We start from the raw sequence: 16,628 nt of genomic DNA on the forward strand, positions 1-16,628 counted from the left end.
TCCGCATGTGCACACCCCTCTACGGAACCCTCCGGTCTTTACGGAACCCTCCGGCCGACGAACCGACGCACTTCCCGATGGAGCTGGCAGCCATGACGCAGGCACCCACCACCACCGACCTCCTCGCCCGGGCCCGCACCTGGCTGGCCGAGGACCCCGACCCGCAGACCCGCGAGGAGCTCACCGCCCTGCTGGCCCTGGCCGAGGGCCCCGAGGCCGAGACGGACAGCAAGCTCGCCTGGTCGGACCTCGCCGAGCGCTTCTCCGGCCGACTCCAGTTCGGCACCGCCGGCCTGCGCGGCGAACTGGGCGCGGGCCCGATGCGGATGAACCGCGCCGTGGTGATCCGGGCCGCCGCCGGCCTGGTCGCCTACGTCAAGCAGCAGAACCTGGGCGACCTGGTCGTGATCGGCTACGACGCCCGCCACAAGTCCTACGACTTCGCCCGGGACACCGCCGCCGTGGTGGTCGGCGCCGGTCTGCGCGCCGCGCTGCTGCCGCGCCCGCTGCCGACCCCGGTGCTCGCCTTCGCCGTCCGCCACCTGGGCGCGGCCGCCGGCGTCACCGTCACCGCCAGCCACAACCCGCCGCAGGACAACGGCTACAAGGTCTACCTGGGCGACGGCTCGCAGATCGTCCCGCCGGCCGACGCCGGGATCGCCGCCGAGATCGACGCGATCGACTCGCTCCACGACGTCCCGCGCGCCGAGGAGGGCTGGGAGGTGCTCGGCGAGGACGTCATCGAGGCCTACCTGGCCCGGGCCGTCTCGATCGTCGACGCGCACAGCCCGCGCGAGCTCGACGTCGTCTACACCCCGATGCACGGCGTCGGCCGCGACACCCTGGTCGCCGCCTTCCGCCGGGCCGGCTTCCCGGCGCCCACCGTCGTCGCCGAGCAGGCCGAGCCCGACCCGGACTTCCCGACCGTGGCCTTCCCCAACCCGGAGGAGCCGGGGGCGATGGACCTCGCCTTCCGCACCGCCGCCTCGGTCGGCCCGGACATCGTGATCGCCAACGACCCGGACGCCGACCGCTGCGCGGTGGCCGTCCCCACCAACGGCGACGCGGCCGGCGGTGGCAGCGGCGCCGCCGGCTGGCGGATGCTGCGCGGCGACGAGGTCGGCGCGCTGCTCGGCGCGGCCCTGGTCGCCAAGAAGGCCGAGGGCGTCTTCGCCACCACCATCGTCTCCGCCACCCTGCTCGGCCGGATCGCCGAGGCCGCCGGCCTGGGCTACGCCGAGACGCTGACCGGCTTCAAGTGGATCGCCCGCGCCGACGGCCTGCGCTACGGCTACGAGGAGGCGCTCGGCTACTGCGTCGACCCGCAGGGCGTCCGGGACAAGGACGGCATCACCGCCGCCCTGCTGGTCGCCGAACTGGCCGCCACCCTCAAGAAGTCCGGCCGCACCCTGAACGACCTGCTGGACGACCTGGCGCTGGAGCACGGCCTGCACGCCACCGACCAGCTGTCCGTCCGCGTGCACGACCTCTCGCTGATCGCCGACGCCATGCGCCGCCTGCGCGAGCAGCCGCCGACCGTCCTGGCCGGCCTCCAGGTCACCCGCGCCGACGACCTGTCGGCCGGCTCCGCCGACCTGCCGCCCACCGACGGCCTGCGCTACTACCTGGCCGGCGAGGCCGTCCGCTCGGCCCGCATCGTGGTGCGCCCGTCCGGCACCGAGCCCAAGCTCAAGTGCTACCTGGAGGTCGTCCTGCCGGTCGCCACCGCCGCCGACCTCACCGCCACCCGCGAGCGGGCCGCCGAGCTGCTCGACGCCGTCAAGCGCGACCTGGCCGAGGCCGCGGGCATCGCCGCCTGACGCCCGCCCGCCCACACGGAAGGGGCCCGCCGGTCGCGTACCGGCGGGCCCCTTCCGTGTGTCCGCTGCGCTTCTGCTCGGAGCGCGTTCCGCTCAGACCGCGATCGCCGTGATCAGCGCGGCCAGGCCCACCAGCGTCGGCGCGATCACCCACCAGCACCAGGACACCACGACCGGACCGGCCGCGTCGGGGCGGGCGGCGTTGCGCTCGGCCATCTCCTGCAGCACGGTGGTCACCTGGTCGGACCAGGCTCGGGTCGGGTCGGGGGAGCCCTGTACCACCGGGTTGGACTGGCGGCCGAACACCATCCCCATCCGGGAGGCGTGCTCGGCGCCGCCGCGCTCCTGGGCCCGGGTCGCCCGCTTGCGCTGTCGCAGCGACACCGGCACCGCCCACACCTGGTACTTCTTGCCCCCCGCGAGCAGCTCGACCGAGTACCCCGCGCGCAGGGTGTCCACCGCGGCCCACGGCGCGGTGATGGTCCGCCACGGGTTGCGCACCACCAGCCGGCTGCTGCCGGCCCGCACCTCCGGGCGCAGCGTGTAGGCGATCACCGGGAAGGCGAACACCGGCACCGACGCGAGCGCGACGTACGGCGTCTTCCCGGTCCCGTTCAGCACCGCGTCGCCGATCAGCCAGGCGGCGACGGCCAACAGCAGCACTCCGGAGATCACACCGGGGACAGAGCGGTACACGCGGTCCGCGTACGCGGGCTCCCCGTCGGGGGCGGCGGAACCCCGGTGGGGCTTGCCGTCGGAATCGGTCATGCCGTCGATTCTGCCCCATGCCCCCCACCGAGAGGTCTCGGTCCGGCATCGAATGCCGTCCCCGGACCACCCGGTCACCCTCCTCCGCTCGCCCGGCCCACGCATCCCCGCCGCCGCCCCGCCACGGCCCCGGATGTCTCGGTCCGGCCACGAAAAGTGGGGGGTCTAGCGGTCGACTACGCGCGTAGATATGCTGCTCTGGTGACTATGTCCACTGTTGCAGCCAATGCCCCCGGCGTTGCGGGCAGCGGCCTTCAGGACGTTGCGGCGTCCGAGGCCTCGCTCCGCCGCTTTCTGCACGGCCTGCCCGGCGTCGACCAGGTCGGCCTGGAGGCGCGTGCCGCCGCCCTCGGTACCCGCTCGATCAAGACCACGGCGAAGGCCTACGCCATCGACCTGGCGATCTCGATGATCGACCTGACCACGCTGGAAGGCGCGGACACGGTCGGCAAGGTGCGCGCCCTCTGCGCCAAGGGCAGGACCCCCGACCCGACCGACCCGACCACCCCCCGCGTCGCCGCCATCTGCGTCTATCCGGACATGGTCGCCACCGCGAAGGCCGCCCTGCGGGGCACCGACATCCAGGTCGCCTCGGTGGCCACCGCGTTCCCGGCCGGCCGCGCCGCCCTCCCGGTGAAGCTCGCCGACACCGCCGACGCGGTCGCCGCGGGCGCCGACGAGATCGACATGGTGATCGACCGCGGGGCCTTCCTCTCCGGCCGCTACTTCGACGTCTTCAACGAGATCGTCGCCGTCAAGGAGGCGTGCAAGCGCCCGGACGGCACCTCCGCCCACCTCAAGGTGATCTTCGAGACCGGCGAGCTGCAGACGTACGACAACGTGCGCCGCGTCTCCTGGCTGGCGATGCTGGCCGGCGCCGACTTCATCAAGACCTCCACCGGCAAGGTCGCCGTCAACGCGACCCCGCCGGTCACCCTGCTGATGCTGGAGGCGGTCCGCGACTTCAAGGCGCAGACCGGCGTCCAGGTCGGCGTGAAGCCGGCCGGTGGCATCAAGACCACCAAGGACGCGATGAAGTACCTGGTGATGGTCAACGAGACCCTCGGCGACGACTGGCTGACCCCGCACTGGTTCCGCTTCGGTGCCTCCAGCCTGCTCAACGACCTGCTGATGCAGCGCCAGAAGCTCACCACCGGACGCTACTCCGGCCCCGACTACGTGACGGTGGACTGATCACCATGGCCAAGAAGAAGAACACCGAGGAGCCCGCGGCCAAGCCGGCCGGAGGCCTCTTCGCCTACGCCCCGGCCCCCGAGTCCCCCGCCGCCGCGGGCGACATCGCCACCTCCTACGGCCACTTCATCGGCGGCGAGTTCGTCGACTCCTCCGGCAGCGAGGCCCTGAAGACGGTCAACCCGGCCACCGAGCAGGTGCTCGCCGAGTTCGCCCAGGGCACCGACGAGGACGTGGACCGCGCGGTCGCCGCCGCCCGCAAGGCCTTCGCCGACTGGTCGGCGCTGCCGGGCAGCGAGCGCGGCAAGTACCTGTTCCGGATCGCCCGGATCATCCAGGAGCGCAGCCGCGAGCTGGCCGTGCTGGAGTCGATCGACAACGGCAAGCCGATCCGCGAGACCCGCGACTTCGACATCCCGACCGTCGCCGCGTGGTTCTTCTACTACGCGGGCTGGGCGGACAAGCTGGACTACGCGGGCTTCGGCCCGAACCCGCGCCCGCTGGGCGTGGCCGGCCAGGTCATCCCGTGGAACTTCCCGCTGATGATGCTGGCGTGGAAGATCGCGCCCGCCCTGGCGACCGGCAACACGGTCGTCCTCAAGCCGGCCGAGACCACCCCGCTGACGGCCCTGCGCTTCGCCGAGATCTGCCGCCAGGCCGGTCTGCCGAAGGGCGTCGTCAACATCGTCACCGGTGACGGCCGCACGGGCGCCGCGCTGACCGCGCACCCGGACGTCAACAAGGTCGCCTTCACCGGCTCCACCCCGGTCGGCCGGGCGATCGCCAAGCAGCTGGCCGGCAGCCGCAAGAAGCTGTCGCTGGAGCTGGGCGGCAAGGCCGCGAACATCGTCTTCGACGACGCGCCGATCGACCAGGCGGTCGAGGGCATCGTGAACGGCATCTTCTTCAACCAGGGCCACGTCTGCTGCGCGGGCTCGCGCCTGCTGGTCCAGGAGTCGATCCAGGACGAGCTGCTGGACGCCCTGAAGCGCCGGATGGCCACCCTGCGGGTCGGCGACCCGCTGGACAAGAACACCGACATCGGCGCCATCAACTCGGCCGCCCAGCTGGCCCGGATCACCGAGCTGACCGACGCCGGCGAGGCCGAGGGCGCCGAGCGCTGGTCGCCCGACTGCGAACTCCCGGGCACCGGCTTCTGGTTCAAGCCGACCCTGTTCACCGGCGTCAGCCAGGCCCACCGGATCGCCCAGGAGGAGATCTTCGGCCCGGTACTGTCGGTGCTGACCTTCCGCACCCCCGCCGAGGCGGTCGACAAGGCCAACAACACCCCGTACGGCCTCTCCGCCGGCATCTGGACGGAGAAGGGCTCGCGCATCCTGTGGACGGCGAGCCGACTCAAGGCCGGCGTGGTCTGGGCCAACACCTTCAACAAGTTCGACCCGACCTCGCCGTTCGGCGGCTACAAGGAGTCGGGCTACGGCCGCGAGGGTGGCCGCCACGGTCTGGAGGCCTACCTCGATGTCTGACACGACCTACGCGCGTCTTGACGTCCTCAAGACCTACAAGCTGTACGTCGGCGGGAAGTTCCCGCGCTCCGAGAGCGGGCGGGTGTACGAGGTGACGGACACGAAGGGCGAGTGGCTCGCCAACGCCCCGCTGGGCACCCGCAAGGACGCCCGCGACGCCGTCGTGGCCGCCCGCGCGGCGGTCAAGGGTTGGTCCGGCACCACCGCGTACAACCGCGGCCAGGTGCTGTACCGGGTGGCCGAGATGCTGCAGGGCCGCCGCGAGCAGTTCGCCGCCGAGGTGTCCGCCGCCGAGGGCATCGGCCCGAAGAAGGCCGCCGCGCTGGTGGACGCCGCGATCGACCGCTGGATCTGGTACGCGGGCTGGACGGACAAGGTCGCCCAGATCGCGGGCGGCGCCAACCCGGTCGCCGGCCCCTTCTTCAACCTCTCCACCCCGGAGCCGACCGGCGTGGTCGGGATCGTCGCCCCGCAGGCCGGGTACGGGCACTCGCTGCTCGGCCTGGTCTCGGTGATCGCCCCGGCGATCGCCACCGGGAACACGGTCGTGGTCGCGGCCGCCGCGGACGCCCCGCTGCCGGCCCTGTCGCTGGGCGAGGTGCTCGCCACCTCGGACGTCCCGGGCGGCGTGGTCAACATCGTCTCGGGCCGCACGGCCGACATCGCGCCCACGCTGGCCTCGCACCAGGACGTCAACGCGCTGGACCTCACCGGGGCGATCGCCGCCGACGGCCCCGGCGCGGCGCAGGCGCTGGAAGCGGCCGCCGCGGATACCCTGAAGCGGGTAGTCCGTCCGGAGCTGGACCCGTTCGCCCAGGACTGGACCAATGCGCCCGGTACGGACCGGCTACTCTCCTTCCTGGAGACCAAGACGGTCTGGCACCCGATGGGGATCTGACCTCCCCGTCACCGAGTAACAACTCCACAGACTGGCCGTCCCCCGTGCCCTCTCCCCCCCAGGGCCCGGACGGTCATTGGACGGACCCGCGCCTCTCCCCCCCTGGCGCGGGTCCGTCGCCTTTCGCCGCCTGTCGCCGCCGCTCACCGTCGCCACTCCGGCGGCTGCCGATGGTCCACGTCGCGCTCGCCGACCCACGGGCCCGGCAGAAGGTGTGATCCGACCGGTTTCGGCATCGGGCCCCGATGCGTCAGACTGGTGTCCCGTGAGTGACGACCCGCTGAATCCTGCGCCGACGACCCGCGCCCTGGTGGTCCTGCTGTCCGGCCCCTCCGGCTCCGGGAAGTCCTCGCTCGCCGAGCGCAGCGGCCTGCCCGTGCTGCAGCTGGACGACTTCTACAAGGACGGGGACGACCCCACCCTGCCGCTGCTGCCGGACGGCGCGGTCGACTGGGACTCCCCCCTGGCCTGGCACCGCGACCAGGCCGTCGCCGCGATCCGCAGCCTCCACGAGACCGGCCGCACCGACGTCCCGGTGTACTCGATCCCGGACAACGGCCGGATCGCCACCCGCACCCTGGACCTGGCCGGTGCCCCCGCGTTCATCGCCGAGGGCATCTTCGCCGCCGAGATCACCGCCGAGTGCGCTGCCGAGGGCCTGCTCGGCGACGCCCTGTGCCTGCGCAACGGCGCGCTCACCACGGCTTGGCGCCGGCTGCGCCGGGACGTCCGGGAGGGCCGCAAGTCGCTGCCCGTGCTGCTGCGCCGCGGCTGGCGGCTGATGCGCGCCGAGCGCTCCATCGTCGGGCGGCAGGTCACCCTGGGCTCGCACCCGTGCGCCGGTGCGGAGGCCGAGCGCCGGATCCGCGCCGCCGCCGGGCCGCGGCAGCTCTCGTCCGTCTGAGCACGGCGCGAGCGGACGAGGAGCGGCCGCGGGAGAACGGAAAACGACGGGCCCGGTGCGTCTCCCCCGCACCGGGCCCGTCGCCTTCCCCGAACGATCCCCGGGCTCCCCGTGGTCACCGCTCCCCCGAGCCGGCGTCCACGGACCGCGACCGTCCGCTACCCGTCCCCCGACGGGAGTCCCACTCCTGCGCGTCCCGCGCGCCCCTGCGCGTTACGCGACCAGCTCGCCGAACGCCCGGACGGTGTCGCCCGACTTGTTCAGGTGCTCGTCCTCGCGCAGCCGGCGCAGCGCCCGCCAGATGCTGCTCTTGACCGTGCCGACGCTGATCCCCAGCACGTCGGCGATCTCCGGGTCGGTCTTGCCCTCGTAGTACCGCAGCACCAGCATGGTCCGCTGGTTCTCCGGCAGCTTCGCCAGCGCCTGCCAGAGCACGGTGCGCAGCTCGGTGCCGCCCATCGCGTCGGTGTCGCCGGCCGTCTCCGGCAGCTCCTCGGTCGGGTACTCGTTGACCTTGCGGCGCCGCCAGGCGGAGATGTGCAGGTTGGTCATGGTGCGGCGGAGGTACCCGCCGACCGCGGCCTTGTCGGTGATCCGGCCCCAGGCCCGGTAGGTGCTGAAGAGCGCGCTCTGCAGCAGGTCCTCGGCCTCGTAGCGGTCACCGGTGAGGTGGTACGCCGTGGCGTACAGGGAGGCGCGGCGCTCGCGCACGTACGCGGTGAACTCCGTGATGTGGTCCTCCGCGACGGCCGGGTGCTCCCCCTGCGCGTCTCCCTGTCCCGCCTCGGTGGTGCGGGCCGCGGCGGGGTTCAGCCGCAGCAGCGTCGCACCGGCGGCCTCACGACCGGCCGACTCCCCCGAGCCGACCGTCCGCAGACCGCTTCCCCTGCTTCCCCCCGGGGCGTCCTTGCCCTCGACGCGGACGGGGAGGATCCCCCGCAGCGTGAGGGTGCCGGCGGAATCGGCCGCGTTCCCCACCCGGCCGATCCCGTACAGCTCCCCAGCCCTGGCGCCGCCGCTCACCCGACGGGCGACAGGGTTTCCACCGGTGCTGTGCGCGCACCCCCGTACGGTCACGGCACCGGAGTTCTCGTCGGTCCTGACCTCGTACCGGGTCCGCGTGGTGGTCGCTGACGAACGCGCGGTGCGGACAGCCGGGTTGGTCCGGGTCTGAAGCATGGCGTTCATCGTGCGCCCCCTGGGTCGGTACGAGCGGTTCCTGTTGCCGCCTTCCAGCCGGCCGGGTTGGCCCGCTGTCCTGCGGCGACATGGAAAATCCTGCCCGGCGGTTGTGATGGCGCTGTCCGCCGACTGTCACAGGGGTGTCACAGGGGCGGGCCGTTCGTCCCGGTCCGCCTCCCTCCGTAGCGGACGCCGGTACCTCTCCTTCCGGTTCCCATACGGGTGCCGACCGGTCCGGGGGGTGATTCGACGCTTCGAGTGGGCCAAAATGGGGCCGTGCCTTTCCTCCTTCTGATCGAGGACGACGACGCCATCCGGACCGGCCTCGAACTCGCCCTCACCCGCCAGGGCCACCGCGTGGCCACCGCCGCCTCCGGCGAGGACGGTCTGAGGCTCTTCAAGGAGCAGCGGCCGGACCTCATCGTGCTGGACGTGATGCTGCCCGGAATCGACGGCTTCGAGGTCTGCCGCCGCATCCGCCGCACCGACCAGCTGCCGATCATCCTGCTGACCGCCCGCTCGGACGACATCGACGTGGTGGTCGGCCTGGAGTCCGGCGCCGACGACTACGTGGTGAAGCCGGTGCAGCCGCGGGTGCTGGACGCCCGGATCCGGGCCGTGCTGCGGCGCGGCGAGCGGGAGAGCTCGGACTCCTCCGCGTACGGCAGCGTGGTGATCGACCGGGCGGCGATGACCGTCACCAAGGACGGACAGGACCTCCAGCTCACCCCGACCGAGCTGCGGCTGCTCCTGGAACTCAGCCGCCGCCCCGGCCAGGCGCTCTCCCGCCAGCAACTGCTGCGGCTGGTCTGGGAGCACGACTACCTGGGCGACTCCCGCCTGGTGGACGCCTGCGTGCAGCGGCTGCGGGCGAAGGTCGAGGACGTGCCGTCCGCGCCGACCCTGATCCGCACCGTACGCGGGGTGGGCTACCGGCTGGACCCGCCGGCCTGACCGGCCCTCCCCTCCGCCCTGAACTTCCGTACGACGACAGGCTCTTGTGACTGACCAACAGACGACGCCCCGACGCTTCGCCGCAGGCCCGTGGCGCAGGCTGCGCTCCCTGCGGGTACGGCTGATCGCGGTGTTCGCGGCGGTCGCGCTGCTCGCCGCCGTCTCGGCCTCCGGCATCGCCTACTGGCTGAACCGCGACGCGGTGCTCAAGCGCGCCCAGGACACCGCGCTCAACGACTTCCGGGTCTCGCTCAGCCGCAACGTCTCCGCGCTGCCGCTGAACGCGAGTTGCCCGGACCTGACCGCGCTCGCGTCCACCGTCGCCAGTTCCGGACTGAGCTACGACGTGGTGGTGGTCGACCCGGCGCACCCGGAGTGCACGGCCTCCTCCGACCCGGGGCAGTTCACGCTGGCCGACGTCCCGGCGGCGCTGCAGTCCACCGTCGCCAGGCAGCGCGAGGTCACCGAGACCAACCCCTACCCGTACCACCTGTACTGGCAGCGGCAGAACCTGGCGGGCCGGCCGTTCGTGATCGGCGGCACCAAGGTGGTGCCGACCGGCCCGACGGCGTACATGTTCAAGTCGCTGGAGAACGAGCGGGCCGACCTCAACACGCTGGGCTGGTCGCTGGCCATCGCCACCCTGCTCGCGCTGATCGGCTCGGCGCTGCTCGCCCAGGCCGCCTCGTCGACGGTGCTGCGGCCGGTCAAGCGGCTCGGCGACGCCGCCCGGCGGCTCGGCGAGGGACACCTGGACACCCGGCTGGAGGTCGAGGGCGGGGACGAACTCGCCGACCTGGCGCGGACGTTCAACCGGGCCGCGGAATCGCTGCACGAACAGGTCGAGGAGCTGAGCGCGCGCGAGGCGCAGAGCCGGCGGTTCGTCGCCGACATGTCGCACGAGCTGCGCACTCCACTCACCGCGATGACCGCCGTCACCGACATCCTGGAGGACGAGGCCGAGTCGCTGGACCCGATGATCGAGCCGGCCGTACGGCTCGTGGTCAGCGAGACGCGGCGGCTGTCCGACCTGGTGGAGAACCTGATGGAGGTGACCCGCTTCGACGCCGGCACCGCCAGGCTGGTCGCCGACGAGGTGGACATGGCCGACCTGATCATGTCCTGCATCGACGGCCGGGCCTGGTACGACGCGGTCGAGCTGGACGCCCCGCGCGGCATCCTGGCCGTGGTCGACCCGCGCCGGCTCGACGTGGTCTTCGCCAACCTGATCGGCAACGCGCTCAAGCACGGCGGCTCGCCGGTGCGGGTCAGGGTCCGGGAGAGCGCGGGCTCGGTCGTGGTCGAGGTCTCCGACAGCGGCCCGGGCATCCCCGAGGACGTGCTGCCACACGTCTTCGACCGGTTCTACAAGGCGGACCGGGGACGGGCCCGCTCGGAGGGCAGCGGCCTCGGACTGTCGATCGCGATGGCCAACGCACAGATCCACGGGGGGACGATCACGGCGGCGAACGGGGAGGTCGGAGCGGTGTTCACGCTGACGCTGCCGCTGGCCCCGCCGCCCCCGCCGGCCGAGGGCGAGACCGGTGGCGGCCCCGCCGGCGACGCCGCCCAGGACAAGGACGCCACGTGACCTCCCCCACCCGCACCGCCCTGCGCCGCACCGCCGGCGCCCTGCTGCTGCTCGCGCTGGCCTCCGGCTGCGGCATCCGGCCGACCGCCGTCCCGGTGGACGCGGGCGCCCCGGCCAGCCGGACGGCCTGCCCGACCTCCCCGCACATACCGGCCGCCCTGGCGGCCACGCCGTCCCCGCCCGCACCGAGCACGCCGCCGACCCGCGGCGCCGCCAAGGCGGGCGCGAGCCCGAGCCCGAGCCCGACGCCCACCGTGGTGGCGCCCGGCACTCCGCCGCCCGACAACGTGTTCAGCGCGGTGCCGACGGCGGCGCCCTGCCGGTAGTGCACCCGGCCGCGCCCCGGGGGCCCGGGGCGCGGCCGGGAATGTTCACGCCCGGGTGGAACCACCGCGCCACCGGCCCACGTCCTTCCCCCCGTGCAGCGAGATGGCACCAGGACACGCGACGAGCGTTCCGGCGCACGGACCGAGAACCGGCCGGCGGCGGCCGTCCACCGTCCCCTCCGATCGGCCGGACTGGCGGGCCTGACCTGCTACCTGGCGCTGGTGCTCTGGCTGGTGGTGCTGAGGCCGCTGCCGGTGGCCTGGGTCTACGACGCCAACCTGACGCCGCTGGCGTCGCTCCGCTCCTCCACCGGCTGGCAGGTGGTCGGCGAGTTCCTCCTGCTGGCCCCGCTCGGCGTGCTGCTCCCGCTGGCCGGCGGCCGGCCGCGGGCCCCCTGGCTGCCGTCCTTCCTGCGCACCACCGGGGTCTCCGCCCTGCTGGCGACCGGCCTGGAGTTCCTCTCCTCCTGGACGCCCGGGCACGTCCTCAACGTCGACCACATACTGCTCGCCGTGATCGGCGTGGCCGTCACCCACCTGGCCCTCGTCCCCGGTCTGCGGCGGCTGCTGCGGGACCGGCGGCCGGGGGTGCGGGCGCCGAAGGTGACCGTACGGGTCAGCCCGCCGGTGGCCGCCGTCGCACCCGTCCCCCGCGCCCGTGCCCACGCCCGCGCCTACGCCGAGCCCACGCCGCCCGCCCGCTGAGGCCCGCCCTCCGGCAGGGTCCGCCGCACCCGGCCGCCGACCTCGATCAGCCCGCCCGGGCGCGACCCGGTCAGCAGCTGCGAACCCCGGCCCTGGGTGACGGTCAGCGCCCGTCCGAGGTGCGCGGTGAGCAGCAGGGCCGCCGCGCCGGTCGCCTCGTCCTCGTCGATCCCGTCGCCCCGCCCCGGGAAGGCCCGCGCCCGGACGGTGCCGGCCGCCTCGTCCTGCCAGGCCCAGGCGTAGATCCACTCCCCCGGCGGCGGCACCTCCAGGGCGTCCACCTCGGCCGCCGAGGCGTAGCGCCGCAGTGTCCGCGGCGGCGCCCACGCGGGGCGCGCCGCGACCAGGGTCAGTCCGCCGTCGCGCCGGACGTCCACCTCCCCGGCGGCCGTGACCAGCCGGTCCACCCCGAGCAGCCAGGCGGCGCCCACGCACGGGTGGCCGGCGAAGGGCAGGCGCAGCGTCGGGGTGTAGATGTCGATCTCGCCGCGCTCCGGGTCGTCGACGAACACCGTCTCGCTGAAGCCGAGTTCCCGCGCGAACGCCTGACGGTCCGCCCGGTCCGGCAGCGCGGCGCCCGCCCGCACCACGCCGAGTTCGTTCCCGTACCCGCCATCGGGCCCGCAAAAGACCCGCAGCACCTCATAATCAGTCATTTCCCACCTCGTCAATTGCCCTTTCGGCGGAGCGCAACGACTCCGCAGGCCGCGCTGTACGCCCCGCCGGCGCAGGCCGTCCCGAACAACCCCTACGCGCAGCCCGGGCAGCCGGCCCAGCCCGGGCAGCCGCAGCCGCCGTACCCGGCCGGCTGATCCGCCGCACGGGGGGTGGGGGCACCGACCGGACCGGTGCCCCCACCGCCGTCAGGGGGTCAGGCGGTGCAGGTCACGCGGGAAGAGCGTGGTCCGGCGGATGTTGTCGGTGCCGGTGAGCCGCGCCGTCCAGCGCTCCAGTCCGAGCGCGAACCCGCCGTGCGGAGGCATGCCGTGCGCGAAGGACCGCAGGTACCCCTCGTACGGGCCGACCGGCTCGCCCCGGGCCGCCAGCGCGGCCAGGTAGTCCTCGTACCGGTGCAACCGCTGGCCGCCGGTGACCAGTTCGAGCCCGCGGAAGAGCAGGTCGAAGCTGTTGGAGTACTCCGGCCGCCCCGGCTCCGGGTGGGTGTAGAACGGCCGCTTGCGCATCGGGTAGCCGACCACGAACAGGAACTCGCTGCCGTGCTCGCGCAGTGCCCACTCGCTGAGCCACCGCTCGTGCGCCGGGGCGAGGTCCGGCTCGTCGACGCCCAACAGCCGCATCGCCTCGGCGAAGTGGAGCTGTGGGATCTCCGCCGGGACGTCGGGCAGCTTCACCTCCAGCAGGTCGGCGGCGGCGCCGGCCCGCCCGGCCACCGAGGCGACCATCCCGGCGACCACCTCGCGCAGCACGGCCATCACCTCGCGGTGGTCGGCGATGAAGCCGAGTTCCGCGTCGAGGCTGGTGTACTGCGCCAGATGCCGCGCGGTGTCGTGCGGTTCGGCCCGGAACACCGGCCCGGTCTCGTAGACCCGCTCGAACACCCCGACCATCGCCTGCTTGAAGAACTGCGGGGACTGCGCCAGGTACGCCTCCCGCCCGAACCAGTCCAGCGCGAAGACGTCCGCGCCGGACTCGGTGGCCGAGGAGACCACCTTGGGCGTGTGGATCTCGGTGAAGCCGAGCCCGTCCAGGGTGGCGCGGAACCCGGCGACGGAGGCCGCCGAGACGCGGTGCGGCGCGGACAGCCGGGGGTGGCGCAGGGCGACCGGCGCGCCGTCCAGGACGACCGGCAGCGCGGCCTCGACGGTGGGCCGGAACAGGCTGAACGGCGGCGCCTCGGCGAGGCTGGACAGCACCTCGACGGTCGGGGCGGTCAGTTCGACGCCGGCCGGCGCCTGCGGGTTGGCGGTGACCGTGCCGCGGATCCGCAGCACGGTCTCCTCCGGCAGGTTGGGGCCGGCACCGGTGGTGACCACCTGGGCCAGTCCGGAGCGGTCCCGGATCACCAGGAAGGTGACGGACTTGAGTGCGCGGCGGCGGTGCAGCCAGCCGCTGATCTCGACGGATTCGCCGACGTGGCCGGTTAGTTCGGCGGCCAGGACACGGGTCGTCGGGTGGATCATCGCGGCCCTCCAGGGGCTTCGTGGTGATCCCTTCGGAGTGCGGGCGAGAAGGGCAACTCGCGGTGCCACCGCACTTTCGCCGCCGCCCGCGCGGGCGGCGGCCTCGTTACGGCCCGTTGACGGGGGCCGGCCGGCGGGGCATTTCCTCCCCGCACTCAGGAGTGTCTTCGCTCCGGTGCGCAGGACCGCCTTCACAGCTGCCGGCGGCTCTCTCGGCCTGCGGGGCCCGGAGGTACTCGTCTCCCTCGACGTGTTGCCGGAGAGGCTAGATCAGGCCACCGCCACCCGCAACGGGCTTTCCGGCCGTCCTGGCGGGCACCCGCGCTCCGGGTGGACCCTGAGCCGGACCCCGACGTCCGGCTACGCCTCACCGACGACTCGGCGGGGTGGCGAATCGACCGCCAGGCGGACGTTTCCGGGCCCGCGGTCGCGGAGAGTTGTCATACGACCGGCCGGCACATGGTGGGCGTCGTAACGCCGCCCACCATGTGCCGGCCGGTCTCAGCCCGCCGGACCGGCCGGACCGGGCTCCACGACACGGAGAAGACCATGAGCGCCCGTCTCGCCCGTCCTCGCCACAACCGCGTCATCGCCGGCGTCTGCGCCGGGCTCGCCGAGCGCTACGGCGTGACGCCGTGGACCGTACGACTGATCTTCCTGATCTCGATCATCCTGCCCGGGCTCCAGTGCCTGGTCTACCTCGCCCTCTGGGTGCTGCTCCCCCAGGAGCCGTAGGCCCCGGAGCCGGCTCCGGGCTTGCCCGACAACTCCCGCCGCACGCACGGCCGGACACGACGACGGGCCGCCCGATCCCGGGATCACCGGGGCGGACGGCCCGTCGCCGTGCCGGCGGCTCGATCAGCCGGCCAGGCCCGGCAGCGGCAGGGCGTGGGTCAGCCCGCCGATGGGGGTCTTGTCGACGCCGGGGATGGTCGGGATGGCACCGCGGGTCGCGGCAGCAGGCGCCTCGGCGGTCGGCGCGGCCTGGCCGGCGGTCGGGGCGAGGGTGCCGAGCGTGCCGGTGACCTTGTCGCCGCCGGGCAGCTTGTTGGCGGTGTCGGCGACCGCGCCGGTCACCGCGGGGTTCGTCAGGGTGCTGGTGGGCAGCCCGACACCGCCGGGGGCCGGGGCGGCGGCGGACGCGCTACCGGCGCCCACCGCTGCGATGGCGATGCCGAGCGCCGCGGTACCGGCGGCCTTGAGAGCCTGCTTCATGGTTCGTCCCTTGGGTCCTCGTCGGTGGCCGACATCGCGGCGGGGCGGACGGGCCCTACCGCCGCCACGGCCTGTCAGCATTGACTGGCACACCGTAGTGAGTGGGACACGCGAGAGCCAAAGGGCGTTCACTCAGTCGAGTGAGTAGTCGGATGAACGCCAAATCCCGTTGGGGACAACGGAGTTCACCCGACCACTCGAACGGGCCGGACCGCTCAGAGCTCGCCGGCACCCGCGCTGAACAGCCACTCCGCCTTCAGCTCGGCGTACCCGGGCTTGATCACGTCGTTGATCATCGCCAGCCGCTCGTCGAACGGCAGGAACGCGGACTTCATCGCGTTCACCGTGAACCACTCCATGTCCCCCAGCGTGTAGCCGAAGGCCTCCACCAGGTGCCCGAACTCCTGGCTCATGCTGGTGCCGCTCATCAGCCGGTTGTCGGTGTTGACGGTGACCCGGAACTTCAGCCGGCTGAGCAGCCCGATCGGGTGCTCGGCGTACGAAGTCGCCGCCGCGGTCTGGAGGTTGGAGGTCGGGCACATCTCCAGCGGGATGCGCTTGTCGCGGACGTACGCGGCCAGTCGGCCGAGCTCGACGCCGCCGTCCTCCTTCACCGTGATGTCGTCGACGATCCGCACGCCGTGGCCGAGCCGGTCGGCGCCGCAGCACTGCAGGGCCTCCCAGATCGACGGCAGGCCGAAGGCCTCGCCCGCGTGGATGGTGAAGTGGTTGTTCTCGCCCTTGAGGTAGTCGAAGGCGGCCTGGTGGCGGGTGGGCGGGTGGCCCGCCTCGGCGCCGGCGATGTCGAAGCCGACGACGCCCTGGTCCCGGTAGCGGTTGGCCAGTTCGGCGATCTCGGTGGAGCGGGCGGCGTGCCGCATCGCGGTCAGCAGGGTGCCGACCCGGATCCGGTGGCCGGCCGCGCGGGCGTTGGCCTCGCCGAGACGGAAGCCCTCGTTCACGGCCTGGACGACCTCGTCCAGGGAGAGGCCGGCCTCCAGGTGCTGCTCGGGGGCGTAGCGGACCTCGGCGTACACGACGCCGTCGGCGGCCAGGTCCTCGGCGCAGTCGGCGGCGACCTTGATCAGGGCCTCGCGGGTCTGCATCACGGCGCAGGTGTGCGCGAAGGTCTCCAGGTAGCGGACCAGCGAGCCGGAGTCGGCAGCCGCGCGGAACCACTCGCCGAGTTCCTTGGCGTCGGTGGTCGGAAGGCCCTCGTAGCCGACCGCGGCGGCCAGCTCGACGACGGTCTCGGGGCGCAGCCCGCCGTCGAGGTGGTCGTGCAGCAGCACCTTCGGCGCGCGGCGGATCTGGTCGGGCGTGGGGATGCGCGGGCCGGTGCCCGCGGCGGTGACAGGGATCTGCTTCTCCATTGCGGAAATATAGCCCCTACGCGCGTAGACCCACCACCGCCAACACGGCCGGTTCGGCCAAAGTCCATCG

16 protein-coding genes are annotated in these 16,628 nt (G+C 73.4%); 10 read left to right on the forward strand and 6 right to left on the reverse strand.

All coding sequences use genetic code 11. From position 1 onward, the window contains the following. Positions 1–92 precede the first annotated feature (92 nt). Complete coding sequence (locus ACIO5E_RS25380; protein WP_400671828.1) at positions 93–1,820, forward strand: phospho-sugar mutase; 1,728 nt, start codon at positions 93–95, stop codon at positions 1,818–1,820. Positions 1,821–1,913: 93 nt separating this feature from the next. Here ACIO5E_RS25380 and ACIO5E_RS25385 read toward each other — a convergent pair whose 3' ends face one another. Beyond that, positions 1,914–2,588, reverse strand: a complete 675-nt coding sequence (locus ACIO5E_RS25385) for a PH domain-containing protein (RefSeq protein WP_400671829.1) — start codon at positions 2,586–2,588, stop codon at positions 1,914–1,916. A 207-nt stretch (positions 2,589–2,795) separates the two neighbouring features. On the opposite strand from ACIO5E_RS25385, the gene deoC reads away from it, so the two are divergent. The 4 genes from deoC (at position 2,796) to ACIO5E_RS25405 (ending at position 7,071) form a co-directional block, all read left to right on the forward strand. Beyond that, the gene (gene deoC, locus ACIO5E_RS25390; protein ID WP_400671831.1) at positions 2,796–3,782 is read left to right on the forward strand and encodes a deoxyribose-phosphate aldolase; all 987 of its coding nucleotides are present in this window, start codon (positions 2,796–2,798) and stop codon (positions 3,780–3,782) included. A 5-nt stretch (positions 3,783–3,787) separates the two neighbouring features. Next, the gene (locus ACIO5E_RS25395) at positions 3,788–5,269 is read left to right on the forward strand and encodes an aldehyde dehydrogenase family protein (protein ID WP_400671834.1); all 1,482 of its coding nucleotides are present in this window, start codon (positions 3,788–3,790) and stop codon (positions 5,267–5,269) included. Beyond that, positions 5,262–6,167, forward strand: coding sequence for an aldehyde dehydrogenase family protein (locus ACIO5E_RS25400; protein WP_400671836.1), 906 nt, complete (start codon positions 5,262–5,264; stop codon positions 6,165–6,167). Before ACIO5E_RS25395 ends, ACIO5E_RS25400 begins: the two co-directional genes overlap by 8 nt. A 265-nt stretch (positions 6,168–6,432) precedes the next feature. Beyond that, entirely contained in the window at positions 6,433–7,071 is a 639-nt protein-coding gene (locus ACIO5E_RS25405) for an ATP-binding protein (protein WP_400671838.1), read from the forward strand. Between the two features lie 213 nt (positions 7,072–7,284). Here the strand turns inward: ACIO5E_RS25405 and ACIO5E_RS25410 are convergent, their stop codons facing one another. Continuing rightward, positions 7,285–7,947, reverse strand: coding sequence for a SigE family RNA polymerase sigma factor (locus tag ACIO5E_RS25410; RefSeq protein ID WP_400672318.1), 663 nt, complete (start codon positions 7,945–7,947; stop codon positions 7,285–7,287). Between the two features lie 582 nt (positions 7,948–8,529). Here ACIO5E_RS25410 and ACIO5E_RS25415 point away from each other — a divergent pair. From ACIO5E_RS25415 to ACIO5E_RS25430, 4 genes are all read left to right on the forward strand, one after another. Next, complete coding sequence (locus ACIO5E_RS25415) at positions 8,530–9,207, forward strand: response regulator transcription factor (protein ID WP_030257458.1); 678 nt, start codon at positions 8,530–8,532, stop codon at positions 9,205–9,207. A gap of 46 nt (positions 9,208–9,253) precedes the next feature. Beyond that, on the forward strand, positions 9,254–10,798 hold the full coding sequence (locus tag ACIO5E_RS25420; protein WP_400671841.1) for an ATP-binding protein: 1,545 nt from the start codon (positions 9,254–9,256) through the stop codon (positions 10,796–10,798). Next, positions 10,795–11,124 (forward strand): hypothetical protein, encoded by a 330-nt coding sequence (locus ACIO5E_RS25425; protein ID WP_400671844.1) that lies wholly within the window; start codon positions 10,795–10,797, stop codon positions 11,122–11,124. The genes ACIO5E_RS25420 and ACIO5E_RS25425 overlap by 4 nt, the downstream gene beginning before the upstream one ends. A gap of 93 nt (positions 11,125–11,217) precedes the next feature. Then, positions 11,218–11,829, forward strand: coding sequence for a VanZ family protein (locus ACIO5E_RS25430; protein WP_400671846.1), 612 nt, complete (start codon positions 11,218–11,220; stop codon positions 11,827–11,829). Here the strand turns inward: ACIO5E_RS25430 and ACIO5E_RS25435 are convergent. After that, a complete protein-coding gene (locus ACIO5E_RS25435) occupies positions 11,799–12,485 on the reverse strand; it encodes a PhzF family phenazine biosynthesis protein (protein WP_400671848.1) in 687 nt (228 codons plus the stop codon). The genes ACIO5E_RS25430 and ACIO5E_RS25435 overlap by 31 nt on opposite strands. A 207-nt stretch (positions 12,486–12,692) precedes the next feature. Continuing rightward, complete coding sequence (aspS, locus tag ACIO5E_RS25440; protein WP_400671851.1) at positions 12,693–13,970, reverse strand: aspartate--tRNA(Asn) ligase; 1,278 nt, start codon at positions 13,968–13,970, stop codon at positions 12,693–12,695. A 549-nt stretch (positions 13,971–14,519) separates the two neighbouring features. Between aspS and ACIO5E_RS25445 the strand changes: the two genes are divergently transcribed. Further along, the gene (locus ACIO5E_RS25445; RefSeq protein ID WP_063349060.1) at positions 14,520–14,705 is read left to right on the forward strand and encodes a PspC domain-containing protein; all 186 of its coding nucleotides are present in this window, start codon (positions 14,520–14,522) and stop codon (positions 14,703–14,705) included. Between the two features lie 123 nt (positions 14,706–14,828). Here the strand turns inward: ACIO5E_RS25445 and ACIO5E_RS25450 are convergent, their stop codons facing one another. Together ACIO5E_RS25450 and ACIO5E_RS25455 are read right to left on the reverse strand one after the other, a co-directional pair. Next, positions 14,829–15,185, reverse strand: a complete 357-nt coding sequence (locus ACIO5E_RS25450) for an ATP-binding protein (protein WP_400671854.1) — start codon at positions 15,183–15,185, stop codon at positions 14,829–14,831. A gap of 215 nt (positions 15,186–15,400) precedes the next feature. Then, positions 15,401–16,558: an adenosine deaminase gene (locus ACIO5E_RS25455; protein WP_400671855.1), complete on the reverse strand. Its 1,158-nt coding sequence runs from the start codon at positions 16,556–16,558 to the stop codon at positions 15,401–15,403. Positions 16,559–16,628: the final 70 nt, after the last annotated feature.

Source organism: Kitasatospora sp. NPDC087314, from assembly GCF_044744365.1.
Lineage (GTDB): Bacteria > Actinomycetota > Actinomycetes > Streptomycetales > Streptomycetaceae > Kitasatospora.